Source organism: Massilia atriviolacea (genome assembly GCF_003953935.1).
GTDB classification, from domain to species: Bacteria; Pseudomonadota; Gammaproteobacteria; order Burkholderiales; family Burkholderiaceae_D; genus Telluria_A; species Telluria_A atriviolacea.
In genome coordinates this window covers 538,176-564,907 of the sequence record NZ_RXLQ01000003.1, presented here as the reverse complement: position 1 = coordinate 564,907, position 26,732 = coordinate 538,176, and the positions used below count along the sequence as shown (strand labels likewise).

At 67.2% G+C, this 26,732-nt stretch carries 23 protein-coding genes; 17 read left to right on the top strand and 6 right to left on the bottom strand.

Annotated elements, in window-relative coordinates; genetic code table 11:
• Position 1 precedes the first annotated feature (1 nt).
• The 14 genes from EJB06_RS07860 (at position 2) to EJB06_RS07795 (ending at position 17,570) form a co-directional block, all read left to right on the top strand.
• Positions 2-1,705: a GspE/PulE family protein gene (locus EJB06_RS07860; RefSeq protein ID WP_126073450.1), complete on the top strand. Its 1,704-nt coding sequence runs from the start codon at positions 2-4 to the stop codon at positions 1,703-1,705.
• Positions 1,705-2,910, top strand: coding sequence for a type II secretion system F family protein (locus EJB06_RS07855; RefSeq protein WP_126073449.1), 1,206 nt, complete (start codon positions 1,705-1,707; stop codon positions 2,908-2,910). Before EJB06_RS07860 ends, EJB06_RS07855 begins: the two co-directional genes overlap by 1 nt.
• A gap of 32 nt (positions 2,911-2,942) precedes the next feature.
• A complete protein-coding gene (locus tag EJB06_RS07850; RefSeq protein WP_126073448.1) occupies positions 2,943-4,487 on the top strand; it encodes a hypothetical protein in 1,545 nt (514 codons plus the stop codon).
• Complete coding sequence (locus tag EJB06_RS07845; protein ID WP_126073447.1) at positions 4,475-5,143, top strand: hypothetical protein; 669 nt, start codon at positions 4,475-4,477, stop codon at positions 5,141-5,143. The genes EJB06_RS07850 and EJB06_RS07845 overlap by 13 nt, the downstream gene beginning before the upstream one ends.
• On the top strand, positions 5,140-5,529 hold the full coding sequence (locus tag EJB06_RS07840; RefSeq protein ID WP_126073446.1) for a hypothetical protein: 390 nt from the start codon (positions 5,140-5,142) through the stop codon (positions 5,527-5,529). The genes EJB06_RS07845 and EJB06_RS07840 overlap by 4 nt, the downstream gene beginning before the upstream one ends.
• Entirely contained in the window at positions 5,526-6,233 is a 708-nt protein-coding gene (locus EJB06_RS07835; RefSeq protein ID WP_126073445.1) for a prepilin-type N-terminal cleavage/methylation domain-containing protein, read from the top strand. Before EJB06_RS07840 ends, EJB06_RS07835 begins: the two co-directional genes overlap by 4 nt.
• Before the next feature lie 162 nt (positions 6,234-6,395).
• Entirely contained in the window at positions 6,396-7,133 is a 738-nt protein-coding gene (locus EJB06_RS07830) for an ABC transporter permease (protein WP_126073444.1), read from the top strand.
• Positions 7,133-7,828: a hypothetical protein gene (locus tag EJB06_RS07825; RefSeq protein WP_126073443.1), complete on the top strand. Its 696-nt coding sequence runs from the start codon at positions 7,133-7,135 to the stop codon at positions 7,826-7,828. Before EJB06_RS07830 ends, EJB06_RS07825 begins: the two co-directional genes overlap by 1 nt.
• Before the next feature lie 57 nt (positions 7,829-7,885).
• Positions 7,886-8,437, top strand: coding sequence for a prepilin-type N-terminal cleavage/methylation domain-containing protein (locus tag EJB06_RS07820; RefSeq protein WP_126073442.1), 552 nt, complete (start codon positions 7,886-7,888; stop codon positions 8,435-8,437).
• 53 nt (positions 8,438-8,490) lie between these two features.
• Positions 8,491-9,156: a histidine phosphatase family protein gene (locus EJB06_RS07815; protein WP_126073441.1), complete on the top strand. Its 666-nt coding sequence runs from the start codon at positions 8,491-8,493 to the stop codon at positions 9,154-9,156.
• Positions 9,157-9,520: 364 nt separating this feature from the next.
• Positions 9,521-10,603: a phosphotransferase gene (locus tag EJB06_RS07810; protein ID WP_126073440.1), complete on the top strand. Its 1,083-nt coding sequence runs from the start codon at positions 9,521-9,523 to the stop codon at positions 10,601-10,603.
• Positions 10,603-11,862 (top strand): acyl-CoA dehydrogenase family protein, encoded by a 1,260-nt coding sequence (locus EJB06_RS07805; protein ID WP_126073439.1) that lies wholly within the window; start codon positions 10,603-10,605, stop codon positions 11,860-11,862. The genes EJB06_RS07810 and EJB06_RS07805 overlap by 1 nt, the downstream gene beginning before the upstream one ends.
• 225 nt (positions 11,863-12,087) lie before the next feature.
• Positions 12,088-16,653, top strand: coding sequence for a response regulator (locus EJB06_RS07800; RefSeq protein WP_126073438.1), 4,566 nt, complete (start codon positions 12,088-12,090; stop codon positions 16,651-16,653).
• Complete coding sequence (locus tag EJB06_RS07795) at positions 16,650-17,570, top strand: diguanylate cyclase (protein WP_126073437.1); 921 nt, start codon at positions 16,650-16,652, stop codon at positions 17,568-17,570. The genes EJB06_RS07800 and EJB06_RS07795 overlap by 4 nt, the downstream gene beginning before the upstream one ends.
• Here the strand turns inward: EJB06_RS07795 and EJB06_RS07790 are convergent.
• The 6 genes from EJB06_RS07790 to EJB06_RS07765 all read right to left on the bottom strand — a co-directional run bounded on the left by EJB06_RS07790 (position 17,567) and on the right by EJB06_RS07765 (position 24,548).
• On the bottom strand, positions 17,567-19,225 hold the full coding sequence (locus EJB06_RS07790; protein WP_126073436.1) for a methyl-accepting chemotaxis protein: 1,659 nt from the start codon (positions 19,223-19,225) through the stop codon (positions 17,567-17,569). The two genes, EJB06_RS07795 and EJB06_RS07790, sit on opposite strands and share 4 nt — an antisense overlap.
• A gap of 223 nt (positions 19,226-19,448) precedes the next feature.
• Positions 19,449-21,131, bottom strand: coding sequence for a methyl-accepting chemotaxis protein (locus EJB06_RS07785; RefSeq protein WP_126073435.1), 1,683 nt, complete (start codon positions 21,129-21,131; stop codon positions 19,449-19,451).
• 156 nt (positions 21,132-21,287) lie between these two features.
• Complete coding sequence (locus EJB06_RS07780) at positions 21,288-21,743, bottom strand: MaoC family dehydratase (protein WP_126073434.1); 456 nt, start codon at positions 21,741-21,743, stop codon at positions 21,288-21,290.
• Entirely contained in the window at positions 21,736-22,206 is a 471-nt protein-coding gene (locus EJB06_RS07775; protein ID WP_126073433.1) for a MaoC family dehydratase, read from the bottom strand. The genes EJB06_RS07780 and EJB06_RS07775 overlap by 8 nt, the downstream gene beginning before the upstream one ends.
• The gene (locus tag EJB06_RS07770; RefSeq protein ID WP_126073432.1) at positions 22,203-23,348 is read right to left on the bottom strand and encodes an acyl-CoA dehydrogenase family protein; all 1,146 of its coding nucleotides are present in this window, start codon (positions 23,346-23,348) and stop codon (positions 22,203-22,205) included. The genes EJB06_RS07775 and EJB06_RS07770 overlap by 4 nt, the downstream gene beginning before the upstream one ends.
• A 9-nt stretch (positions 23,349-23,357) precedes the next feature.
• Positions 23,358-24,548 (bottom strand): acyl-CoA dehydrogenase family protein, encoded by a 1,191-nt coding sequence (locus tag EJB06_RS07765; RefSeq protein WP_126073431.1) that lies wholly within the window; start codon positions 24,546-24,548, stop codon positions 23,358-23,360.
• 167 nt (positions 24,549-24,715) lie between these two features.
• On the opposite strand from EJB06_RS07765, the gene EJB06_RS07760 reads away from it, so the two are divergent.
• The 3 genes from EJB06_RS07760 (at position 24,716) to EJB06_RS07750 (ending at position 26,680) form a co-directional block, all read left to right on the top strand.
• Positions 24,716-25,189 (top strand): Rrf2 family transcriptional regulator, encoded by a 474-nt coding sequence (locus EJB06_RS07760; RefSeq protein ID WP_126073430.1) that lies wholly within the window; start codon positions 24,716-24,718, stop codon positions 25,187-25,189.
• A gap of 267 nt (positions 25,190-25,456) precedes the next feature.
• Positions 25,457-25,849, top strand: a complete 393-nt coding sequence (locus EJB06_RS07755) for a VOC family protein (protein ID WP_126073429.1) — start codon at positions 25,457-25,459, stop codon at positions 25,847-25,849.
• Between the two features lie 36 nt (positions 25,850-25,885).
• Entirely contained in the window at positions 25,886-26,680 is a 795-nt protein-coding gene (locus EJB06_RS07750) for a DUF4184 family protein (RefSeq protein ID WP_126073428.1), read from the top strand.
• Positions 26,681-26,732: the final 52 nt, after the last annotated feature.

Below are 26,732 nucleotides of genomic sequence, written 5' to 3'. Positions count from 1 at the left end.
CATGAGCGAACCGGCGAAATTCCCCCTCGGTAAACTGCTGATCCAGAAAGGGGTCATCAGCGAAGACCAGCTGCGCATCGCCCTGATCGAGCAAAAGCGCAGCAATGAGCCGCTCGGCAAACTGCTCATCACGCTCGGCTTCGTGACCGAGGCGACGGTGCGCGAAGCGCTGTCGGAAAACCTGAACCAGCAAAGCGCCGACCTGACCAGCCTGGTGGTCGACGCCATCGCCCTCAAACTGATCCCGAAAGACGTCGCCAAACGCTACCGCGTCTTCCCCATCGTGTACGAGCGCGATACCGACAACCTGATCCTGGCCATGGCCGACACCAGCAACATCGTCGCCCTGGACCAGATCAGCGCCATGCTGGTCAAGGGCATCACGATCGAGGCCATGCTGGTCAACGAATCGGACATCGCGCGCGCCATCGACCAGTACTACGGCTTCGAGCTGTCCATCGACGGCATCCTGCTGGAGATCGAAACCGGCGAAGTCAATTACGCCGCCATGGCCGCCACCACCGACGAATACAGCCAGCCGATGGTGCGCCTGATGGACGCGTTGCTGGCCGACGCGGTGCAGAACGGCGCCTCCGATATCCACTTCGAGCCGGAACAGAGTTTCCTGCGCATCCGCTACCGCATCGACGGCATCCTGCGCCAGATCCGCAGCCTGCACAAATCGTACTGGCCGGCGATGGCGGTGCGCCTGAAGGTGATGAGCAATATGAACATCGCCGAATCGCGCGCGCCGCAGGACGGGCGCATCTCGATCAAGTTCTCGGGGCGCCAGATCGACTTCCGCGCCTCGGCCCAGCCGACCACCCACGGCGAGAACTTCGTGCTGCGCGTGCTCGACCGCCAGAAAGGCCTGGTGCCGCTGGACGGCCTGGGACTGGGCGCAGACGAGCTGCATCTACTGAAGCTGATGATCGCGCGCCCGCACGGCGTGATCCTGGTGACCGGGCCGACCGGCAGCGGCAAGACCACCACCCTGTACTCGATCCTGAACCACATCAACACCGAGAGCGTCAACATCATGACGCTGGAAGACCCGGTCGAGTACCCGATGAACATGATCCGCCAGACCTCGATCAACGAATCGGCCAAGATGGGCTTTGCCGACGGCATCCGCTCGATGATGCGCCAGGATCCGGACATCATCCTGGTGGGCGAAGTGCGCGACAGGGAGACCGCCGAGATGGCGTTTTCGGCCGCCATGACCGGGCACCAGGTGTATTCGACCCTGCACACCAATTCGGCCATCGGCTCGGTCTCGCGCCTGCTCGACATCGGCATCCTGCCCGACATCATGGCCGGGAACATCATCGGCATCATCGCCCAGCGCCTGGTGCGGCGCCTGTGCCCGACCTGCAAGACCGGGTCGGTGGCCGACGCCATGGAACGGCGCCTGCTCGGACTGAAGGGGGACGATCCGCCGGCCACCATCTGCCACGCGGCCGGCTGCGAAGCCTGCGGCCACCAGGGCTACAAGGGCCGCATGGCGATCATGGAACTGCTCAAGGTGAACGCCGACATCGACGAAGCCATCGCCCGCCGCGCCTCGCTGCGCGAACTGAAAGAGACCGCGCGCGCCGCCGGGTTCCGCTCGCTGGTGGACGACGGCATGCGGCGCGTGCTGGAAGGGACCACCTCGCTCGACGAAGTGGCGCGCGTGGTCGACCTGACCGACAGGCTGGCCTGATGCCGCTGTACGCCTACCGTGCGATGGACCCGGCCGGCCAGCTGGTCCCCGGCGCCATGGACGCGACCAACAGCGCCGACCTGGAACTGCGCCTGCGCCGCATGGAGCTCGACCTGATCGACTTCCGGGTGGCCGGCCAGAAGGCGGTCGCCTTCGGCAAGCGCGTGGTCAGGCGCGCCGATCTGATCAACTTCTGCTTCCACATGGAGCAGTTGACCGCCGCCGGCGTGCCGATCCTCGAAGGCCTGGGCGACCTGCGCGACTCCACCGACCACCCGCGCTTTCGCGAAATCGTCACCGACCTGATCGAGAGCATCGAGGGCGGCCTGACCCTGTCGGAGGCGCTGCGCCACCACGACGAAGTGTTCGACAACACGTTCACGAGCCTGATTACCGCCGGCGAATCGAGCGGCAAGCTGGCCGAGGTATTCCGCAACCTGTCCGACAGCCTGAAATGGCAGGACGAACTGGCCGCCCAGACCAAAAAAATCGTCACCTACCCGATCGTGGTGGCCGTGGTGGTGCTGGCCGTGACCTTCTTCCTGATGATCGTGCTGGTGCCGCAGCTGACCTCCTTCATCAAGAACATGGGCGGCGAACTGCCGTTCCACACCAGGGCGCTGATCGCGGTGTCGAATCTGTTCATCCACTACTGGTACCTGATCCTGGCGCTGCCGCTGCTGGCCTGGTTCGGCGGGCGCGCATGGCTGCGCCGCAGCGACAGCGCGCGCATGCTGGCCGACGGCCTGACACTGCGGCTGCCGCTGATCGGCCCCGTGCTGCACAAGATCATCCTGGCGCGCTTCGCCACCTTTTTCGGGCTGATGTACGGCTCCGGCATCACCATCCTCGAATGCATCCGCCTGTCCGAAGGCATTGTCGCCAACCGCGTGGTGGCGGCCGGCCTGCAGCGCGCCGCGCAACTGATCTCCGACGGCCAGAGCGTCACGCTGGCGTTCCAGAACAGCGGCATCTTCCCGCCGCTGGTGCTGCGCATGCTGCGCGTGGGCGAATCCACCGGCTCGCTCGACAGCGCCCTGCGCAACGTCAGCTACTTCTATAATCGCGAAGTGAAGGAAATGATCGAGCGCGTGCAATCGCTGATCGAACCGGCCATGACGGTCACGCTCGGCCTGCTGCTCGGATGGATCATGCTGTCCGTGCTCGGGCCGATCTACGACACCATGAGCCAGTTGAAAACCTGAGGACGGCTGTGCTGCCTAAACACTTATTCTATGTGACGAACGACCGGCTGTGCGCCTTCGACTGGCGCGCCGGCGTCCTCACGCCCGGCCCCTGCTTTAGCGCCGACCGCGACGGCATGGACGCCTTCGCGCGTCATCTCGAGGGCGCGGCCGACGCGCGCGCCTACCTGGTGGCCGACCTGGTCGAAGAAGACTTTGCGCGCTGCCTGCTGCCGCACGTGCGCGGAAGCGCGGGGCGCAGCCTGGTCGAACGGCGTCTCTCGCACGCCTACCGCGACACCCCCTTGCGCCACGCCGACATCCAGGACCGCGACAGCGAAGGCCGGCGCGACGACCACGTCCTGTTCTCGGCCCTGACCAATCCCGCCATGGTGCAGCCGTGGGTGGCCGTCATGGAGCAGCGCCAGGTGCCGCTGGCCGGCCTGTATTCGGCGGCCCACCTGTCGGCCCAGCTGGTGCGGCGCATGGGCATCGCCCAGGACCACCTGCTGCTGATCGCCGAAGAAGGCGGCGGCCTGCGCCAGAGCTACTTCCAGGGGCCCTACCTCAAGTTCAGCCGCCTGACGGTGCTGGCCGCGCACGACGACCCGGTCGACGCCAGCGCGCTCGAAACGGCCAAGATGCGCCAGTTCCTGACCAGCACCCGCCTGCTGGAACGGGGCGAGACGCTGCATGTGGTGGTGCTCGCGCCAGCCGAGCGTGTGGCGGCGCTGGAACGGCGCTGCGAAGACGACCCGGAACTGGCCTTTCACTTCATCGACATCGACAGCGCCTGCGCGCGCCTCAAGCTGGCCGCCGACCAACCCAGCGCCGAACAGCTGCTGCTCGGCCTGCTGGGACGGGACGCGCCGGCCAGCCAGTACCCGCCCGGCGCGGCCGGCCGCTTTTACCGGATCTGGCGCGCGCGCCTGGCCCTGAACTGCGCCAGCGCCGCGATCGCGCTGACCGGCGCGCTCTGGCTCCTGGGCAGCGTATGGAGCGGCGTGCGCGACGGCCAGGAGGCAACGCGCCTGCTGGCCGAGGGCGCGCAGTTGGACGCGCGCTACCGCGCCATCATGGCGACCCTGCCGCCGACGGCAGCGCGCAGCGCCAACATGAAGGCCGCGGTGCGGCTCGACGGCCTGCTCGCCGCCAGCGCGCCCGCCCCGGCGCCGCTGATGGCCCTGGTGAGCCGCTCGCTCGAGCGCGCACCCGCGATCCGCCTGCTGGCGCTGGACTGGCGGGTGCGGCAGCCGGCGCAGGCGCAGCCGGGGATGGATGCCGGGGCACTGACGCCGGGCGCCGGCGATGGCGCCGCCGAACCGATCCCCGCCAGCGTGGCCGGGTTGCCGGGCGCGCCGGCGCAGGTGCTGCGGATCGACGGCGAAGTCGAATTCGGGCCGTCCGATTACCGCGCCATCGTCGACAGCGTGAACCAGTTCGCGCGCGACATGGCCGCCAATCGCGGGGTGGCGGTGCACATCGTCGAAGCGCCGGTCGACGTGCGCCAGAGCGTCAAACTGAGCGGCAAGACCGACAGCGGCGACGCCGCGTCCGTGAAACCGCGCTTCGCCATCAACGTGACATGGACACCATGATGGCCAAACCGAACTCCCTGCGCGGCAGGCAGGCCGACACCAGCGCCCCTACCTGGCGCGACGAACTGGCCCTGGTCGCCGCCCCGGCCAGGCTGTGCGCCGGCGTGCTGCTGGTGAGCGCGCTGCTGGCCGGCGCCGCATCGTGGCATGGCGCGCAGCAGGCGGCCGCGCTGGCGCAGGCGGCCCAGGTGCGCGGCGCGGCGGCCGGCCGCTACCAGAACGTCGAATCGGAAAAGCAGGACATCGCCATCTACCAGCCGCGCTTCGTGGAATTGCAGGCGGGCGGCCTGATCGGCGACGAAAACCGGCTGGCCTGGATCGAAGCGATCAAGTCGATCCAGGGCACGCGCCGGCTGGTCTCGGCCAGTTACGACATCGAACCGCAGCAGGCGCTGGTCTTCGCGGCCCCGATGGCGCTGGGCGACTACCAGCTGCGCGGCAGCCGCATGCGGATCGAACTGGGGCTGGTGCACGAACTGGACCTGTTCCACTTCATCGACGACCTGCGTGGCGCCGGGCGCTTTACGGTCCAGGACTGCAACATGAAACGCACCGACGCACCGGCCGAATCGATCGGCGTGGCGCGCCTGACGGCCAACTGCACGCTGCTGTTCCTCACGCTCGGCAACGCCGCGCCGGCGAAAGGAGCGCCATGAAATCGGCCATCGCCGCCTGCCTGCTGCTCGGCGCAGCCACGGCCGCCCACGCCCAGATCGGGCGCCTGTTCACCACCCCGGCCGAACGGGAGCAGCTCGACATCGCGCGCGGGCTGGTGGCACCGCCGGCGCCGCCGGCAGCCGCAGCGCCCCCCGAACCGCAGCCGGTCACGGTCGACGGCTTCGTGCGGCGCAGCAGCGGCAAAGCCACCGTCTGGATCAACAAGGAAGCGCAGGACGGCGCGCGCAAGCGCTTCAGCGGACCGGCGCAGGCGCCGCGCGTGACAGTCACGCTGCCGTCGGGGCGGACCGTCTCCGTCAAGCCCGGGCAGACTGTCGACGCCAACGCCGGCACCGTCACCGACGTGGACGAGGGTCGGCCATGAAGCGCGCGCAGGAAGGATTCAGCCTGGTCGAAATGGCCGTGGTGCTGGTCATCGCCGGCCTGATGATCGGCGGCTTGCTCACGCCGCTGGCGGTGCAACTGGAGCAGCGCAAGATCAGCGATACCCGGAAGACCATGGAGGAAGCGCGCGAAGCGCTGATGGGATTCGCGCTGCGCAACGGCTACCTGCCCTGCCCCGCCGTCTCGCCCACCAACGGCCTGGAAGACCGCAGCGGCGGCGGCTGCCGCGACGGCAAGCGCCAGGGCGTGCTGCCGTGGGCCACGCTCGGCCTGCCCAAGCTCGATAGCTGGGGGCGCGCCTTCCGCTACAGCGTCGCGCCGGCCTTCAGCAACAGCCAGGCCATGTTCACCCTGCAAAGCCCGCGCGACATCACCATCGGCACGCGCGATGCGCGCGGCAACCTGGTGGCGGCCAGCGCCGTCAACGATATTCCGGCGGTGATCGTCTCGCACGGGAAGAACGGCGCCGGCGGCTATGGCGACACCGGCATCCGCACGCCCGACACCAGCATCACCAACATCGACGAGCGCACCAACGCCGGCAGCACCGGGATCGCCTTCGTGGCGCGCACGCCGAGCGACAGCGCCAGCGTGCCGGGCGGCGAATACGACGACCTGGTGACCTGGCTGTCGCCGAATGTGCTGTTCAACCGCATGGTTGCCGCCGGAACGTTGCCGCGCTAGTGTCCCGGGTCGGAAATTGCTTGATGATTCGATGTGGCGAAATCGTGCCGGGACAGGGAGCGAAGCGCAGAGGGGCCGGGGCCTGGCGAGCATGTGGGACGCAGTATCGGTGCGATTGTCGTCATAGTTATTCAACCAATTTCTGACTCAGGACCCCAGGCCATGCCCGGACACATCGCCACCATCGCCGCCTATACCCTGCTCGAAGCGCTGCGCAACCGCCTGGCCCGGGTACTGGGCCTGCTGGCGGTCGGCGCGCTGGCGCTGGGCGGGTTTCTGGGGCAACTGGCGCTGACCGAAAGCGCCGCGCTGCAGGCGGCCCTGCTGGCGGCGCTGCTGCGCCTGTGCTGCGTGCTGCTGGTGGCCAGCTTCGTGGCCGCCAGCGTGGCGCGCGAGACGGGCGACAAGGGGCAGGAACTGCTGCTGGCGCTGGCGATGCCGCGCGCCGCTTACGTCCTCGGCAAGCTGGCCGGCGCCGGCCTGGTGGCGCTGCTGCCCGCGCTGCTGTTCGGCGCCATGGCCTCGATGCTGGCGCCGGCCGCGTGGTGCGCCGCGTGGGCGCTGTCGCTGTGGTGCGAGCTGTGGATCGTGGCCGCATTCAGCCTGCTGTGCGTGCTCACGTTCGGACAGGTGACGTCGGCCCTGGCGGCCACGCTGGCGTTCTACGTGCTGGCGCGCGCCATCGGCAGCCTGCAGGCGCTGGCGCAGGATGGCGCCCCATTCGCGCGCATGACGATGGATGCGCTGGCGGCCCTGCTGCCGCATCTGGACCAGTTCACGCGCAGCGAATGGCTGGTGTACGGCGGCGCGCAGCTGGCGCCGCTGCTGGCGCAGACCGCGATCTGCGTCGGCTTGCTCGGCGCCGCCGCGCTGGTCGATTTCTACCGCAAGGACCTGTGATGGCCAGCCGCGTGCCGCTGCCCGCGATGCTGCTGCTGGCCGCCGCGCTGGCGCTGCAGCTGGGCTATCGGTGGGCGCGCGCGCCGCAGCATGGCGCAACCGACAGGCTGGCGCAGGCGCCGCCGCTGGCCGTGCTGCGCCTGGCCAGCCTGGGCGAACCGGTGGCGCTGGCCAAGGGCATGACGCTGCACGCGCAGGGCCGGGACGACGCAAATACGCCGCTCAACAGCATCGATTACCTGGCCTTGCGCAGCTGGTTCGAGCGCATCGTCGACCTCGACCCGCGCGGGCAGGCGCCGCTGCTGGCCGCCAGCCAGGTGTACGCCGCCAGCAGCGACCCGGCGCGCGTCCGCATCATGCTCGATTTCGTGTACCGGCGTTTTGGCGACGACCCCGACCGGCGCTGGCCGTGGCTGGCGCATGCGGCGCTGGTGGCGCGCCACCGCCTGCACGATCCCGCGCTGGCGCGGCAGTATGCGCACGCGATCCGCACGCGCACGGGCAGCGGCGTGCTGCCGGCGTGGGCGCGCCAGATGGAACTGTTGATCCTCGACGACATGGGCGAGGACGACAGCGCCAGGGCCCTGATCGGCGCCATGCTCGCCAGCGGCCAGGTCGGCGACCCGCGCGAACTGGCTTTTCTGGAAAAGCGCCTGCACGCCATCTCGGCGCGCCAGCGCCAGGCCCCTCCCTGATGCGCTAGAATAATACGCAGGGATAACACAGAGCGGCGTCATCACAGAGAGAACCCCATGCAACGACAACAAGGCTTTACCCTCGTCGAAATCGCCATCGTGCTGGTGATCATCGGCCTGCTGCTGGGCGGCGTGCTCAAGGGGCAAGGGCTGATCGACAGCGCCAAGGTCAAGAACATCATCCAGCAGTCGAACTCGCTGTCGGCGGCGGTGAACGCCTACCAGGACAAATTCCGCGCGCTGCCGGGCGACGACGTGCTGGCCACCACCCATGTGGCGGGTCCGACGACGAACGGCAATGGCGACGGCCAGATCACCGAGTACTTATCGGCGCCACAGCACCTGGCGCTGTCCGGCTTCATTACCGGCGCCTACAACGGCACCAGCGACTTCATGACCAGCGCCCAGGGTGGCGCGGTGTACATCTACAACGACCCCGTGGGCGGGCGCAGCGGCAATGGTTTGCGCTTCGACAACCTGCCCGACTCCTTCGCCCAGCAGCTCGACAGCAAGCTCGACGACGGCGTCGCCACCACCGGCGCCGTGCGCGCGACCGCCCCGTACACCAACACCGGCAGCATCATCACGCGCACCGCCCTGTTTTTCTGACCCGACCGCAAGGACTTATGCTTCCTACCACCCAGCGCCGGCGCGTGTTTTTGATGCGGCACGGCAGCGTTACCTACTTCGATGCCTCCGGCAAACCTTTTCTTCCCGAAACTGTGCCCCTGAACGAGGACGGCCGCGCCCAAGCCAGTGCCGCCGGGCACGCCTTTGCCGCCGACGGCATCCATTTCGACCGCGTGATCGTCTCCGGCCTGCCGCGCACGGTGGAAACGGCCACGCGCGTGCTGGCTGCGACGGGACAAGGGATAGACATCGACATCTGGCCGGAGTTCGAAGAAATTCGCGGAGGGCGGCTGTCGACGATTGCCGATGCGGATTTGAAAGACGCGTTCACGGGCGCCTTCGAAGGCATGGTTGGCGAAAACAAGCGCTTTTTGGGCGGCGAATCGGTGGGCGAGCTGATGGACCGGATTCATCCGGCGGTGACGCGTTTGCGTTCGCAGGACGACTGGGACACGGTGCTGCTGGTCCTCCATGGCGGCGTCAACTGTGCGATCTTGTCGCTGGCCTTGACGGGGCAGCGCATGTTCCTGGGCGGGCTGTCGCAAACGGCCGGCTGCATCAATGCGCTCGACGTAGGCGAGGCCGACGCCGACTGGGTGGTTCGATTCGTCAACTACTCCCCGCCGGCCCCGCTGCAAACGGCCATGCGCAGCACGACGATGGAACAGCTGTACGAGCAATACCGCCTCTCGCGCTAACAATCCGCCAAACAATTCTCCGCAACCGGGGTCAGAGCTTTAACTTGCAATATTTCCAATTAAAGCTCTGACCCCGATTGTAGGAGTTCAGTCGAGTTTCCAAGTGAATGTTCTGACCCCGCTGCAGAAGTTGGGCGCTGATCCGGGCCGTTGGGGGCAGTAAGGGTCAATCAGAGTTGAATCGTTGATTTGCGCCTCCAACCGGGGTCAGAGCTTTAACTTGCAACATTCTCGCTGGCGATGCGGTTTTGCCCTGTGTACGGAAACAATTGCTAATTAAAGCTCTGACCCCGGTGGCAGGAAATTAGTACGGTCGTTCTATTCATGAGCTAGAATAGATCTCACATAACTAGCAGGAGACAAGATGTTCGAGGAAATGATGGGGACCAAGCCGGTCTCGGAGCGCCAGAAATTCGACGTCGATGCCCTCGACGCCTATCTGCGCTCCCATGTGGAGGGCTATCCCGGCGGCCCGCTGGAGGTGGCGCAGTTCAAGGGCGGCCAGTCGAATCCCACCTTCAAGATCAGCGCCGGCGGCCGCCATTATGTGCTGCGCACCAAACCCGGCCCGGCCGCCAAGCTGTTGCCGTCCGCACATGCCATCGAGCGCGAGTTCCGCGTCATGGATGCGCTGCAGAAAGCCGGCTTCCCGGCCGCCCGCCAGTACGCTCTGTGCACCGACGAGTCGGTCATCGGCCGCGCCTTCTACGTGATGGAATTCGTCGACGGCCGCGTGCTGTGGGACCAGTCCCTGCCCGGCATGAGCCCGGCCGAACGGGGCGCCATCTACGACGAACTGAACCGCGTCATCGCCCTCCTGCACACGGTCGACTACGCCGCCATCGGCCTGGGCGATTACGGCAAACCCGGCAACTATTTCGCGCGCCAGATCGAACGCTGGACACGCCAGTACCAGGCGTCGGTCACCGAACCGATCGAGGCCATGGACCAGCTGATGGCCTGGCTGCCGCACAATATCCCGCCGGGCGACGATACCGCCATCGTGCATGGCGACTTCCGCCTCGACAACATGATCTTCCACCCGACCGAGCCGCGCATCCTGGCCGTGCTCGACTGGGAATTGTCGACCCTGGGCCATCCGGCGGCGGATTTTTCCTACCATTGCATGAGCTGGCACATTCCACCCGGACAGTTCCGCGGCATCGCCGGACTCGACCTGGAGGCGCTCGGCATTCCCACCCAGGAAGCCTATATCGCCGCCTATGCGGCGCGCACCGGCAAGACGATCCGCATCGAGGATTTCAATTTTTACCTGGCCTACAATATGTTCCGCCTGGCCGGCATCATGCAGGGCATCATGAAACGCTACGTCGACGGCACCGCTTCCAGCGCCCAGGCCCTCCAGAACGGCAAGGCCGCGCGGCCGATGGCCGAACTCGGCTGGCAGTATGCGCAGCGCGCCATTTCTCTTTCCAAGGAAAACTAATGAACTTCGATTACTCCGATCGCTGCAAAGAATTGCAGGCGCGCCTGCTCGCTTTCATGGACCAGCACGTTTATCCGAACGAGAACGCCTTCAGGCAGGAAGTCGACAACAACGGCACGCACAAGGGCAACCGCTGGATTCCGACCGAGCTGATCGAGCGACTCAAGCCGCTGGCGCGCGAACAGGGCCTGTGGAATCTGTTCCTGCCGAAATCGGCGCGCGCGCCCGAAGGCTTGTCGAACCTCGATTACGCGCCGCTGTGCGAAATCATGGGCCGGGTCGGCTGGGCGCCGGAAGTGTTCAACTGCGCCGCGCCCGACACGGGCAACATGGAAACCATCGAACGCTACGGCAGCGAGGAACACAAGCAAGCCTGGCTCGAACCCTTGCTGCGCGGCGAGATCCGCTCGGCCTTCGCCATGACCGAGCCGGCCGTGGCCTCGTCCGACGCAACCAACATCGAAACCCGCATCGAGCGCGACGGCGGCGACTATGTCATCAACGGGCGCAAGTGGTGGATTTCGGGTGCGGGCGATCCGCGCTGCAAGATTTTCATCGTCATGGGCAAGACCGACCCGACTGCGGCGCGCCATGCGCAGCAGTCGATGATCCTGGTGCCGGCCGATACCCCTGGCATCACCATCGTCCGCCCGCTGCCCGTGTTCGGCTATGACGATGCCCCGCACGGCCATTGCGAAATCGTGTTCGAGAACGTGCGCGTGCCGGCGGCCAGCCTGCTGCTGGGCGAAGGACGCGGCTTCGAGATCGCCCAGGGCCGCCTCGGACCGGGCCGCATCCACCATTGCATGCGCGCCATCGGGGTGGCCGAACGCGCGCTGGAACTGATGTGCCTGCGCCTGAACAGCCGCGTTGCTTTCGGCAAAAAGATTTCCGAGCAGGGCGTGTGGCGCGAGCGCATCGCCGAATCGCGCATCCAGATCGATACCGCGCGCCTGCTGACGCTCAAGACGGCGGCGCTGATGGATACCGTGGGCAACAAGCATGCCCAGGCCGAGATCGCCATGATCAAGGTGCTGGCGCCCAATGTTGCGCAGCAGGTGCTGGACTGGTCGATCCAGGCGCACGGCGCGGCGGGCGTGTCGGACGAGTTCCCGCTGGCCTACCAGTGGGCCGGCAACCGCACCCTGCGCCTGGCCGACGGCCCCGACGAAGTGCACCGCAACGCCATCGCCAAGATCGAGCTGGCCAAGCACATCGCACTGGGCGAAGACCTGGCGCTGCCGGTCACCCGTTCCTGAGCGATCCTGCCCAGCCGGCAATGTTTATGAACCGCGGTCGGCGCTCCGGCCAGGCCTGTTTCTCATCGGAGCCCTGACCCCGTTCAGGAAATGTTGTTGACTGGTCAGGCAGGCGCATTGCCGCGCGCGGCTGGCGTAAACTGCTTTGAAGAACAGGTCTGCTCGGCTACCATCGTTCTCACAGCGGTGCGCGGCGCCGCGTTTCATGCGGCGGAGGTCAGGGCAGTGTCGTTTTCATCGCGTTCCACCCTCCCCTCGATCCGCTCGAAGACCGCGATGCTGGTCCTCGCCTGCGCCGTGCCGACCCTGATCGGCTTCGCCGCCCTGTCCTACGATTCCTTCCAGCGCGAACGCAGCGACCTGCTGCGCGCCGCCGAGCGGCTGGCGCAAAACGTGCTCATGGCGGTCGAACGCGATCTCGACGCCGGCGAAACCGCCGCCCGCGCACTCGCCAGTTCGCCCAGCCTGAGCAGCGGCGACCTGGCCGCCTTCCACCAGCAGGCGCGCAGCATCCTCGGTCCGGAATTTCCCGGCTACGCCTTCGTGCTGAGCGACCGCGATGGCAGGCCGCTGCTGCATACCCGCCTCGCCCACGGCCTGCCGCTGCCGCCCAACGGCAATGCCGACACCATCCGCCAGGTCGCCCGCAGCGGCCTGTCCGCCACCTCCGACCTGTACCGCGCCAGCCCCGCCGATCCCTATACCGTCTCGGTCGAGGTGCCGGTGCGGCGCCACGGCGCGGTGCGCTACGTGCTGTCGGCCCAGCTGCGCCCCGAGCGCTTCAACCAGCTGCTGGCCGAACAGCGCCTGCCGCCGCGCTGGAATGCGCAGGTGTTCGACCGCCGCGACATCTTTGTCGCGCGCAGCATCGCGCCCGCCAGATTCGTCGGCTCCCTGGCCCGCCCCGAAATGGCCGACCTCGCGCGCCGCGTCAACGCCGGCACGCTGGAACTGACCTCGCGCGAGGGCGTGCGCGTGATCTCCAGTTTGCAGCGCTCGCCCAAGCGCGGCTGGTACGCCACGGTCGCCCTGCCGCGCGACGCCGCCTACGACACCATGCGCGAGGCGCTGGCCAGCGTGTTCCTCAGCGTGGCGGCGCTGCTGGTGGTCGGCTTCGCGGCGGCATGGACCATCGGCGGCGTGATCGGACGCTCGGTGCGCTCGCTGTGCGCGCCGGCGGCGGCGCTCGGACGCGGCGAGCCGATGCTGCTGCCGCCGATGCAGATCCGCGAAACGGCCGAGGTGGCGAGCGCCCTGCAGCAGATGGAGGGCGAGCTGCAGCGCTACCGCAACGACCTGGAATCCCTGGTCGCGGCGCGCACCGGGGAGCTGGAACGCGCCAACGCCCTGCTCGAGACGGTGTACGCAACCGCGCCGGTGGGCCTGGCCCTGCTCGACACCGACCTGCGCATCGTGATGGTCAACGACTACCTGGCGGCCATCAATGCGCTGCCGGTAGCGGCGCATCTGGGACGCACCCTGCCCGAGCTGCTCGGCCCGCTCGGCGAGGAATACGAAAAGGCGTACCGCCAGGTGCGCGATACCGGCCTGCCGCTCAAGTCCGTGCACGAATCGCGCCCGGTGCCCGGCTCGCCCGATGTCGAGAGCCATTGGGTGGTCAGCTACCATCCGGTGTTCGGGCCCGATCACGCGCTGGTCGGCATCAGCGCGGTGGTGCTCGATGTCAGCGAACGCAAGCTGATGTCCGAGCGCCTGCGCGACGTCAACGAGCAGTTCCGCGCGCTGTACGAGATGTCGGGCGACGCCCACATGCTGATCGCCCAGGGCGCCGGCTTCATCGGCGGCAACCAGGCGGCCGTGCGCATCTACGGCTGCGCCGGCATCGAGGAATTCCTGACCCTGTCGCCGGCCACCACCTCGCCCGAATTCCAGCCCGACGGCCGCCGCTCCGACGAAAAGGCCGAACAGTTCATCCGCTATGCGATCGACAACGGCAGCCACCATTTCGAGTGGCTGCACATGCGCCGCGACGGCACCCTGTTCAACGCCGATGTGCTGCTCACCAGCGTCAACATCGGCGGCAAGGGCATCCTGCAATCGACCGTGCGCGATATCAGCGAGCGCGTGGCGGCCGACAAGGCCCTGCGCGCCACCAGCGAACGGCTCGAGCAGAGCGAGCGCTTCATCCGCACCGTGACCGACAACGTGCCCGGCATGGTCGCGTACTGGGACGCGGAACTGCGCTGCCAGTTCGCCAACCGCCTGTACCTGGAACTGGTCGGCCGCGACGCCGCCGGGATGCACGGCGCGCGTATGGACGACGTGCTCGGACCCGAGACCATGGCCGACATCGCGCCGCACCTGCGCGATGTCCTGGACGGCAAGGCGACCCACTTCGCGCGCGAGCTGCGCCTGCCATCCGGCGACGTGCGCCATACCTGGGCCAGTTACATCCCCGATTTCGACGAAGACGGCGCGGTGCGCGGCTTCTTCGTGCTGATCGCGGACGTATCGGAACTCAAGCGCACCGAGCTGCGCCTGCAATCGCTCAACGAGCAGCTGATCCAGGCGCTGGAACGGGCCGAATCGGCCAGCAGCGCAAAAAGCGAGTTCCTGGCCAATATGAGCCATGAAATCCGCACGCCGATGAACGCCATCATGGGCCTGGCGCGCCTGCTGGAAGAAGGCAGGCTGGAACGGCGCGAGCGCAGTTACGTCGCCAAGATCAAGATGTCGACCCGTTCGCTGATGGGCATCCTGAGCGACGTGCTCGATTTTTCCAAGATCGAGGCGGGCCAGCTGGTGCTGGAAGCGGCGCCCTTCCGCCTGTGCCAGGTACTCGACAGCATGTCGGTGCTGTTGTCGGCCAACGCCTGGGGCAAGGGGGTGGAACTGGTGTACGCGGTGGCGCCCGACGTGCCGCTGTCGGTGGTGGGCGACGCGCTGCGCCTCGAACAGGTGCTCCTGAACCTGATCGGCAATGCGATCAAGTTCACCGAACAGGGCGAAGTGGTGTTATCGATCACGCGCCGCGGCGAGGACGACAGCATGGTGGTGCTCGATTTTTCGGTGCGCGACAGCGGCATCGGTATCGCGCGCGAACAGCAGGCGCACATGTTCGACGCCTTCTCGCAGGGCGACAGTTCGACCAGCCGCAAATACGGCGGCACCGGCCTGGGACTGGCGATCTGCCGCCGCCTGGTGGGGCTGATGGGCGGCACCCTGGGCGTGCGCAGCGAGCTCGATGCGGGCGCCGAGTTCTATTTCGATGCGACCTTCGGCGCGGCCCATGCGGACGATACGGCCGTGCTGCCCGAGCTGCCCGCCCTGCCCGGCGCTGCGCAGCGCGCGGTGCTGGTGGTGGACGACAACCGCAGCGCGCGCGGCGCCGTGGCGCGCATGGGCGCCGGTCTCGGCTGGGCGGTGGACAGCGCCGCCAGCGGCGCCGAGGCGCTCGAGCGCTTGCGCGCCGCCAGCCGCGCCGGCACGCCGTACGAGCTGATGTTCCTCGACACGGCCATGGCGGAACTGGACGGGATCGCGGTATTGACGTTCGCGCGCGCCGATCCGGCCATCGCCATGCCGCGCTGCGCGATGATGGTGGCCGAAAGCGCGCGCGAGCAGCTGGTCAGCCTGCAGGACGACCTGAAACTCGACGCCATCCTCAGCAAGCCGGTGACGCGGCTGGCGCTGATGGCGGCGGCGCTCGAACTGCTGACCGGCGAAGCGGCGTCCGAGGCGCAGGCCGGGATGCCGCTGGCCGGCCGGCTCAAGGGCATGTATGTCTTGCTGGTCGAGGACAACGCGATCAACCAGGAGGTGGCCCGCTACATCCTGCTGCATGCCGGCGCCGCGGTCGACATCGCGGGCAACGGACGGATCGCGGTCAGCATGCTGGCCGACGCCCCGAGCCGCTACGATGCGGTGCTGATGGATATCCAGATGCCGGTGATGAACGGCTACGAGGCCGCCGAAGCGATCCGGCGCATGGGCATTTCCTCGCTGCCGATCATCGCCATGACCGCCAACGCGATGGAGGAAGACCGGCGCCACGCGATCGCGGCCGGCATGAACGCCCACGTCGCCAAGCCGATCGATGTGGACGACATGGTCAATACCCTGATCCGGGTCGGCATGCGCCACCAGATTCCCGATGCGGGCGCCGATGCGCTCACGCGCACGGCAGCGCCGTCGACGGCCCATGGCGCCGGCCGCGCGCCGCCCGCCGGCATGCCGCGCCTGGACATCCCCGGCATCGACCTGGCATCGACCCTGCCGCGCTTCGGTGGCCATCTCGATAACTTCGTGACCCTGTTCAAGCGTTTCGAAAGTTCGCAGGGCGGCACGCTCGACGAGGTGCGCACCCTGCTGCGCGGCGAGCAGCGCCAGGAGGCGATCCAGCTGGTGCACCGCTTGCGCGGGGTGGCGGCCAACCTGGGCGCGAGCGAGCTGGCGGCGCTGGCCTTCGATTTTGAACAAGCCTTGCGCAGTGCCGGCAGCGCCGAGCTGACTGTGCGCCTGGGCGCGCTCGACAAGGCGCTGCAGGCCGTGTTCGAGACCGCGCGCGCCCTGCCGGCGCCGGCGGCCGCCGGTGTACAGACGGAGGCACACAATCCCGCACAACGCGATGCGGCGCTGGCGGAACTGCTTGCTTTGCTTCAGAATAACAACCTGAAGGCGATGGCGGCCTTCGACGCACTGCGTCCGATGCTCGACGCGGCCCTGCCCCCGGCCGTGGTGGGCGCGCTCGGCGACGCCGTCGCCACGCTCGCTTTCGCCAACGCCGCGGCGCAGGTGCAGGAGATCTTGAAACGAAGGGACCACCCATGAGTTGGACCGATATGGCACGGAACGGGCGTATCCTGATCGTCGACGACGCGATGGAAAACATCCAGATCCTGCACCAGGCCTTGCAGGACGAGCACGAGGTGGTGTTCGCGATGAACGGCGCCAAGGCGCTGCATATCGCCCAGAACCAGCGTCCCGACCTGATCCTGCTGGACGCGATGATGCCGGACATGGACGGCTACGCCGTGTGCCGCGCCTTGCGCGAGTCCGGGGCGACGCGCGACATTCCGATCATTTTTGTCACGGCACTCAAGACACCCGAAGACGAAACGCGCGCGCTGGAAGCCGGCGCGGCCGACTTCATCACCAAGCCGGTCAACGCGGCGGTGGTACGGGCGCGCGTGCGCACCCAGCTGACCGTCAAGCGCCAGAGCGACGCGCTGCGCGAGCTGACCCTGACCGACGGCCTGACCGGCGTGGCCAACCGGCGCGGCTTCGACGAGGCGATGGACACCGAATGGCGGCGCTGCGCGCGCGCCAGGGCGCCGCTGGCCTTGATCATCGCCGACATCGACCATTTCAAGGCCTACAACGACGCCTACGGACACCAGGCCGGCGACGACAGCCTGGTGCAGGTCGGCGCGGCGATGCGGCGCGCGGCGGCGCGCCCGCAAGACCTGGTGGCGCGCTATGGCGGCGAAGAATTCGTGATCCTGCTGCCGCAGGAAGACAAGCGCGGGGCGCAGGTGGTGGCCAACAAGCTGCTCGACGAAATCGCGCAGCTGGCCATCCCGCACGAAAAATCGGGCGCGTCGCCGTGGCTGACCCTGAGCATGGGCGTGGCCAGCCTGATGCCGGCCGACGGACTGACGGCGGGCGGCTTGATCAAGACCGCCGATGCGCTGCTGTACGAGGCCAAGGCGGGTGGCCGCAACCGCTATTGCCTGCAAGTCGATTAGTTCAGCACCAGGGTCCGTCCCGCCCGCGCGCGCGCCGGCTGCCTTGCCCTGGTTGCCGCCGGGACGGCCGGCAGCGTAAACACCTGGACCACGGCGGCCAGCGTGCCCGCCTGATCCTGCAAGGCGCCGGCGGCGNCGGCGGCCAGCGTGCCCGCCTGATCCTGCAAGGCGCCGGCGGCGGCCGCCGCTTCTTCCACCAGCGCGGCATTTTGCTGCGTCACCTCGTCCATCTGCGCGATCGCCTGGTGGATCTGCCCGATGCCGGCGGTCTGCTCCACGCTGGCCGCCGTGATTTCGCCCATCATGTCGGTCACGCTGTCGATGCTGGTCACGATCGCCTGCATGGTGCTGCCGGCCTTGTCGACCAGGGCGTTGCCCTGCGCGACCTTGTCCACCGAGTCGCCGATCAGCGTCTTGATTTCCCTGGCCGCCGCCGCCGAGCGCTGCGCCAGGTTGCGCACCTCGCTGGCGACGACCGCGAAGCCGCGCCCCTGCTCGCCGGCGCGCGCCGCTTCCACCGCCGCGTTCAGGGCCAGGATATTCGTCTGGAAGGCGATCGCTTCGATCACGCCGATGATGTCGACGATCCTGCGCGAGGAGTCGTTGATCGACCCCATGGTATCGACCACCTGCGCCACCACGGCGCCGCCCTGCAAGGCCACCTGCGAGGCCGACATGGCCAGCTGGTTGGCCTGGCGCGCATTGTCGGCATTCTGCCTGACGGTCGACGTCAGTTCCTGCATCGACGCGGCGGTCTGTTCGAGCGAACTGGCCTGGTGCTCGGTGCGGGCCGACAGGTCCATGTTCCCGCTGGCGATCTGGTTCGAGGCGGTCGCAATCGCGTCGGTGCCGCTGCGCACCTGGCCGACGATGTTCTGCAGGCTGGCGTTCATGTCCTTGAGCGCCTGCATCAATTGTCCGGTTTCGTCGCCCGAGCGCACCGCGATGGCGCTGGTCAGGTCGCCGGCGGCCACGGTCTTTGCCACCTGCACCGCGCGGCCGATCGGTCCGGTGATCGAACGCGTGATCCACCAGCCGGACAGGGCGCCGACCAGCAGCGCGGCCAGGCCGAGCACCAGCATGGCCTGGCGCGCCAGGACCGCGCTCGCTTCGATGCGCTGGCCCGCTTCGCCCACCTGCCGCTTTTGCAGGGAGGCCATGCGGGTCACCGAGCCTTGCAGGGTGTCGAGCGCGGGCAGGGTCTCGTCCAGCATGGTGGACACCGCCGCATCGCGCTCCTGCGCGGCGATGCGCTTGCCGACCGCGCCGAACGACGCGACGTAGGCGGCGCGCTGCACCTTGATGTCGGCCAGCAGCGCGCGGCCTTCGGCGCTGCCGGCCAGCTTGTCGAGCACCGCGATGGCGCCGCTGATGTCCTTCTTGTTCGACTCGATCCTGTCGCGCACCCTGGCGCTGTAGGCGGCATCGGGCGCGATGAACAGTTCCAGCGTGGCGCGCGCGTTGGAACGGGTGGTGACGTTGATGACGTTGGCCGCGTCGGCCTGCACCATGTCGCGCTCCATCATGGTGGCGGTCACGCCGCTGATATTGGCCAGCAGCGTGAGCGCGGTGGCGATCAGCGCCGCCATGATCAGCAAGATGATGCCGAAGGCGCCGCCCAGGCGCGCCCCGATCCGTAAGTTTGCAATGTTCATCCGACTACCCAGGGTGATGCGGGCGCGCCGGCGCTGGCCGGACGCCGCGATGTTAATGGAAGCGATTCGCGTGTGAAGCCGCCCGCAGGTCTTGGGCGAACGGCAGGAGACGGGCATGCGGCGCTGCGGCGGCATGCAATCAATGTTTCTATAAGGCAATGGTATGACGACTGACGGGCCCCGTCAACCAACGCAGATCAAGGAAATCGCGATTCGCTCCCGATCAATATTCTTCCCAGTCGTCGTGACCGGCGGCGGCCACTTCGCGCGCACGTCCGGCGGCCGGGCGCGTGGCGCCTTCCACCGGCACCCGGGCGGGCGGCACGCGCCGCATCGGGCGGGCACTGGCTTCGACCACGCCCGCCGGCAGCTTGAACACGCTGACCACGCCGGCCAGGGTGGCGGCCTGGTCCTGCAGGGCGCCGGCGGCCGCCGCCGCTTCTTCCACCAGCGCGGCGTTTTGCTGCGTGACCTCGTCCATCTGCGTGATGGCCTGGTTGATCTGCTCGATGCCGGCGGTCTGCTCCACGCTGGCCGCCGTGATTTCGCCCATCATGTCGGCCACGCTCTTGATGCTGGTGACGATGGCCTGCATGGTCGATCCGGCCTTGTCCACCAGTTCGCTGCCCTGCGCGACCTTGTCCACGGAGTCGTCGATCAGCATCTTGATTTCCTTGGCGGCCGCCGCCGAACGCTGCGCCAGGTTGCGTACTTCGCTGGCGACGACCGCGAAGCCGCGCCCCTGTTCGCCGGCGCGCGCCGCTTCGACGGCCGCATTCAAGGCCAGGATATTGGTCTGGAACGCGATCCCTTCGATGACGCTGATGATGTCGACGATCTTGCGCGAGGACTCGTTGATCGACCCCATGGTGTCGACCACCTGCGCCACCACCGATCCGCCCTGCACCGCCACATGCGAGGCGGAGATGGCCAGCTGGTTGGCCTGGCGCGCGTTGTCGGCGTTCTGCTTGACGGTCGACGTCAGTTCTTCCATCGACGACGCGGTTTCTTCGAGCGAACTGGCCTGCTGCTCGGTGCGCGCCGACAGGTCCATGTTGCCGCTGGCGATCTGGCTCGACGCGGTGGCGATCGCGTCGGTGCCGTTGCGGACCTGGTCGACGATGTTGCGCAGGCCCGCGTTCATCTCGCCCAGCGCCGTAAGCAGTTGCCCGGTTTCGCTCGACGAACCGGGCGCGATCCGGGCACTCAGGTCGCCCGCCGCCACCGTCCTGGCCACCCGCACCGCGTCGTTGATCGGGCGCGTGATCGAGCGCGTGATCCACCAGCCGGCCAGCACCCCGATGACCAGCGCCGCCGCGCCCTGCCACAGCATCAGGGTATGCGCGCTGGCGATGCTGCGGCCGACGTCCGCGCTGGCCGAGACCACCAGCCCTTTCTGGAACTGCGCCAGGGCGTTGACCGAGGCCTGCAGGGCGTCGAGCAGGGGCAGCGTTTCGGTGCGCATCAGGACGGCCGCTTCGTCGCGCCTGTCGCCGGCGATCAGCTTGTCGATGCGGGTGTACGAGGCCACGTAGGCGACGCGCGCGGCGGTGATCCGGTCCAGCAGCGCGCGCCCCTCGCGCGTGTCGACCAGTTTGTCGAGCCGCGCGAGAGCGTCGCCGATCAGTTTCTTGTTCGCTTCGATGCGCGTACGGATATTGGCCAGTTGCGCCGGGTCGGTAACGATGAACAGTTCGAGCGTCCTGCGCGCATTGGCGCGCGTGCCGACGTTGACTTCGTTGGCGGCATCGGCCTTGACCCATTCGTGTTCGACCATGCGCCTGGTGCTCGCGCCCGCGCTGTTGAGAAGGGTGATGCCGGTGGCGACCAGGGTCCCCATCAGCAGCAGCACCAGGCCGAAACCGGCCCCCAGACGAACACCGATCTTCAAGTTCGCAATTTTCATCCGGACTCCTGGCTGATGACAGCATCACTGAACGACGACACCTTACCCGTCGGTTCATACTAGTCGAATGTGCGGCCGGAATCGGCCCATGAGAGCTGCTAGGTGCGGTGCGGGTAGGAGTGGTGTAGGCGGGACCGGGCGGCCCCGCCGGGTGCATCACGAATAGCGGCGGATCAGCAGTTCGGCCACGCAGACCGGCTTGGCGCCGCCCTCGCGCTCGACGACGACGCTCCATTCGAGCTGCGCGCCGCCCTCGATCGGCTCGACCTGCTGCAGGGTCAGGCGCGCGCGCACGCGGCTGCCGACCGGCACCGGAGCCGGAAAGCGCACCTTGTTCAGGCCATAGTTGACGACCATCTTCGCGTCCACCATGCGCAGCGCGCGCTCGAACAGGCCGGAGATGAGCGACAGCGTCAGGAAGCCATGCGCCACCGGGCCGCCGAAGGGCGACTCGCGCGCGCAGCGTTCCAGGTCGACGTGGATCCACTGATGGTCGTCGGTGGCGTCGGCGAACAGCTTGACGCGCTCCTGGGCGATCTCCACCCATTCGGACACGGCCAGCTCCTGTCCCACCAGCGCCTGCATCTCGGCCAGGCTGTGAAATTCACGCATCGCCGTCCTCCTTGGGACGCCGCCCGAACATGCCCATGCCTTCGATGATGCAGGCGACCTCGCCGCGCTGGTTCAGCGCCTGCCAGGTCGACCAGACCACGCCCCGGTCGGGGCGCGAGGACGACGCTTTGACCGCCGTGGTGATGTAGCTGACGGTCAGCGTGTCGCCGGCGCGCACCGGCTGCTGCCAGCGGACTTTGTCCAGCCCCGGGGAACCCATGCTCGACGAGGCGCCCAGGACGCTGTCGACCACCATGCGCATCATCATGCTGCAGGTGTGCCAGCCGCTGGCAATGACCTCGCCGAAGATCGAGGCGCTGGCCGCGTCGCGGTCGACGTGGAAGGGCTGCGGGTCGAACTGGGTGGCGAAGGCGACGATCTCTTCTTCCGTCACGCTGCGGCAGCCGAGGGGGATCTCCTGGCCGACGTAAAAGTCCTCGAAATACCATGTGCCCTTCTTCATGCCGCCTCGCCCGCCGCGAAACCCGGCTGCGCGATGAAGCGCTGCAGGTGATGGTCGGAGTCGCCCAGCGAAAGTTCGATCATGGTCAGGCGCTTGAAGTGGTGCGCGGCCGGCAGTTCGTCCGTCACGCCCATGCCGCCGTGCAGCTGGACCGCCTGCTGGCCGACGAACTTGAGCGCCTGGCCGACGCGGAACTTGGCCGCCGACACGGTGCGGCGGCGCTCCTGCGCATCGCCCGACGCCAGGCGCACCGCGGCCAGCAGCGCCATTGAGCGCGCCTGTTCGAGGTGGATGTACATGTCGGCCATGCGGTGCTGGAGCGCCTGGAATTTGCCGATCGGCGCGCCGAACTGGGTGCGCGTCTTGAGGAAGTCGAGGGTCCCGGCGAAGATGGCTTCCATCGCGCCCAGCGCTTCGGCGCACAGCAGGCCGGCGCCGTAATCGGCGCCGGCGTCGAGCAGGTCCCAGCCCTGGCCTTCGGTCCCGATCAGGCTCTCAGGCGGAACCTCGACATTGGCAAAGGCGATCTGTGCGGCGCGCTGGCCGTCGAGCGTGCGGTAATCGCGCACGGTCACGCCTGGCGCATCGACCGGCACCACGAACAGCGACACGCCCTGCGCGCCGCGCTGGGGGCCGCCGCTGCGCGCGGAGACAATCAGGCTGCCGGCCTGGCCGCCGTGCACGACCACGCTCTTGTGGCCATTGAGCAGATAGCCGCCGGCATTGGCGACGGCGGTGGTGGCGATGTCCGACAGGTCGTGGCGCGCCTGCTTTTCGGCCAGCGCGCACGCCAGTTTGAGTTCGCCGCCGGCCACCCGGGCCAGCAGGTCCGGATGCCTGCCGCCCAGCGTGAGGAAATGCGCGCCGAGGACCGTGGCGAAGTACGGTTCGACCACCAGCCCGCGTCCCAGCTCCTGCATGACGACGAACATGTCCACCGCCGTGCCGTTGAAGCCGCCCTGCTCTTCCGGCACCGGCAGCGCCAGCATGCCCAGTTCGGCCAGCGCGGACCATGCCGCATCCGAGCTGCCGGCGTCGGAGTGGACGATCTTCTTGCGCGCCTCGAAACTGTAATCCTTGGTCACCCAGCGCTTGAGGGCATCGGCGAAGGCCAGCTGTTCTTCCTTGAAGTTGAAATCCATGTCAGTCCCTCACAGGCCCAGGATCATCTGGGTGATGATATTGCGTTGAATCTCGTTCGAGCCGCCATAGATGGAGGTCTTGCGGACATTGAAGTAATGCGCGGCCAGCGGCGCGGCGTCGTCGTCGTCGAACACGCTGTGCGGCGTTTCGGATTCGAGGTAGGACGGGTCGAACGGCAGCGCCATCGGGCCGACCGCTTCGACCATCAGTTCGGTCAGCGTCTGCTGGATCTCGGTGCCGCGCACCTTGAGCACCGACGCTTCCGGTCCGGGCGCCTTGTGCTCCTGCGCCAGCACGCGCATGACGGTCATCTCCAGCGCCATGAGTTCGATGTCGAGCGTGGCCACCTTGGCGGCGAACAGCGGGTCGTCGATCAGCGGCTTGCCGTTCTTGTTGCGCGTCGCGGCAAGGCGCTTGAGCGACGCCAGTTCGCGCTTGGAGCGGCCCACCGCGGCGATGCCCGTGCGTTCGTGTCCGAGCAGGTACTTGGCGTAGGTCCAGCCCTTGTTCTCCTTGCCGACCAGGTTGTGCACAGGTACGCGCACGTTATCGAAGAAGACTTCGTTCACTTCGTGGTCTTCGTCGAGCATGACGATCGGACGGACCGTGACGCCGGGACTGTGCATGTCGATCAAAAGGAAGGAAATGCCTTCCTGCTTGCGCACGCCGCCGTCGGTGCGCACCAGGCAGAAGATCATGTCGGCATGCTGGGCCAGGGTGGTCCAGGTTTTCTGGCCGTTGACCACGTAAACATCGCCATCGCGTTCGGCGGTGGTCTTGAGCGAGGCGAGGTCGGAGCCGGCGCCCGGTTCCGAATAACCCTGGCACCACCAGTCTTCGCACGAGAGGATGCGCGGCAGGAAGTGGGCTTTCTGTTCGTCGCTGCCGAAGGCCATGATGACCGGGGCGACCATGTTCACGCCGAAGGGCAGGATCGGCGGGGTGCCGGCGCGGGCGCATTCGTCGTCCCAGATGTGGCGCTGCACGGGGGTCCAGCCCGGGCCGCCGAATTCGGCCGGCCAGCCCGGCGCCACCCAGCCTTGCCTGGCGAGGATGCGATGCCAGCGCACATAATCGTCCTTCGACATGCGCAGGTGCTTGCGCACCTTTTGCTGCAGGTCGGCCGGCAGATTGGCATCGAGAAAGGCGCGCGCCTGGTCGCGGAACGCCAGGTCCTCGCTCGTATAGTTCAGGTCCATACAGTCTCCTTTGTTATTATCGCCTAAAAATAGCACGACCGTTCGCAATGATTGTACCTGAAAAAATCCGGCTGGGAAGACGGATTTTGCGGGTGCGAATTTTGGGCCACGCGCAGTGGCGCGAGGCGGTAAACTAGGGGTCCGGATTACCTTGATCGCGACATCGAATGAGAACAGACAGCCGCCTTTCCCGCGTGCTCCATGTGCTGCTGCACATGGCCAGGCACGACGGGCCGATGACATCGGAACATATCGCCAGGATGCTGGACACGAACCCGGTGGTGGTGCGGCGGACCATGGCGGGTTTGCGCGAAGCCGGTTATGTGCGCTCGGGCGCGGGCAAGCATGGCGGCTGGTCGATGGCGTGCGATTTGCGCGAGGTCACCCTGCTCGATATTCACCGCGCGGTGGGCGGGCCGCATTTGTTCGCCATCGGGGTGGATAATCAGCATCCCGACTGCGCTGTCGAAAAGGTGGTCAATCAGGCGCTGGGCGATGCGCTGCAGCGCGCGGAGGCGATCCTGGTCGAGAGCCTTGGGAATGTGGTGCTGGCGGACCTGGCGCGGCAATTCGATCGCTTGTGCGTCGCCGGCGGCTGGGACCAGGCGGCGCGCTCAGGCAACGACGCCGAAAAGGCCTAGAGCCGGCCGGCCGCCATCTCAAGCGGACTTCCGTCCAATATCGGCGGGCGCCAGAATGGCGATCTTCGCATGCACTTTCCCGGCAAAATTTCCATCACAAGGACATGGTCGGCCGCCACGTCGCGCCGTTAAACCGCTATGATCACGGAACTTTTGCAACGCGACAGGAAGAAACGGACTTCACCCGAAGTGCGTCCCGTCAGTGTCAATTTTAATCACCACAAGAATCAAGCCCTGAGAGCCCTCAGGATACAAAGGAGAAAAAGTATGTTCAATCACGTGATGGTCGGCTCGAACGACATCGAGCGCTCGAAGCGCTTCTACGACGCGCTGCTCGGCATGCTCGGCGCGGGCGAACCGATTCGTAACGTGGCCCCGTCCGGCCACACCCGTCTTTTCTACCGGCATGATGGCAACACGTTTTGCATCACCGAGCCGATCAATGGCGAACAGGCGACCTGTGCCAACGGCGCGACCATCGGCTTCAAGTGCAGCTCGCCCGAGCAGGTGACCCAATTCCACGACGTCGCGCTGGCGCATGGCGGCGTGACATGCGAAGGCCCGCCGGGCTTGCGCGAAAGCGACATGGGCGCCCTGTATCTGTCGTATGTGCGCGATCCGGACGGTAACAAGCTGTGCGCGCTCCACCGCCCTAAATAATCCCTAGCGCCACGCCGGCCGGCAAGGAAGGAAGGGATGCCATTTACCTTGTGCCACCCGGCCATCGTGCTTCCCTTGCATCGCTATGCGAAGGGTGTCACCTCCCTGCCGGCGCTGGTGATCGGCAGCATGATGCCGGACTTCGTCTACTTCTTTTCCTTCGGCGTCAGCGGCAGCTTCAGTCACAGCCTGCCCGGGCTGTTCCTGTATTGCGTTCCAGCCGGCGCGCTGGTCGTCAGCGTCTATGACACGCTGTTAAGGCAGGCATTGCTTGCCTGGCTGCCGAACGCTGTCAGCGCCCGCCTCGCCTGGCAGGTTCCTCGACGATGGCACAGCACCCGGACGGTGGGCATTGTGCTGCTGTCGCTCGCGATCGGCGCGGCGACCCATATCGTGTGGGACGGTTTTACCCACCCCGGTACCGTGTTCGTCAATCACTTTGACGTGCTGCGCACGCTGGTCCCGATCGGCGGGCACGAGATACGCTTGTTTAAGATCGTGCAGCACGTGAGCAGTCTGCTCGGTTTCCTGGCGATCGCCGGCTGTACCCTCGCCTGGTTCTCACGGACCGAGCCGGGTCCACCGCCTCCCCTTTCTATCGGCAACCGGCACAGGCTGCTGGCTTTGGCCTTAGTCATTGCGGCAGCCGCAGCCGGCGGCGCATGGGGCATGCTGGTGCGCGAGGCGACACGCACCGAACACCAGCTGTTCAACGCGATAACCGCCGCCATGGCGAGCGCAGCCGGCACGATTCTGCTCCTTTGCCTGGCCTGGCAACTTTGCGCGGATAAAAGGATCGTTGAAAGGATCGTTGAACACCCCAAGACTTGAGCGATCGACCATGTTATGCGCCTTGCCACAATCACTGTACGCATGTACAGTA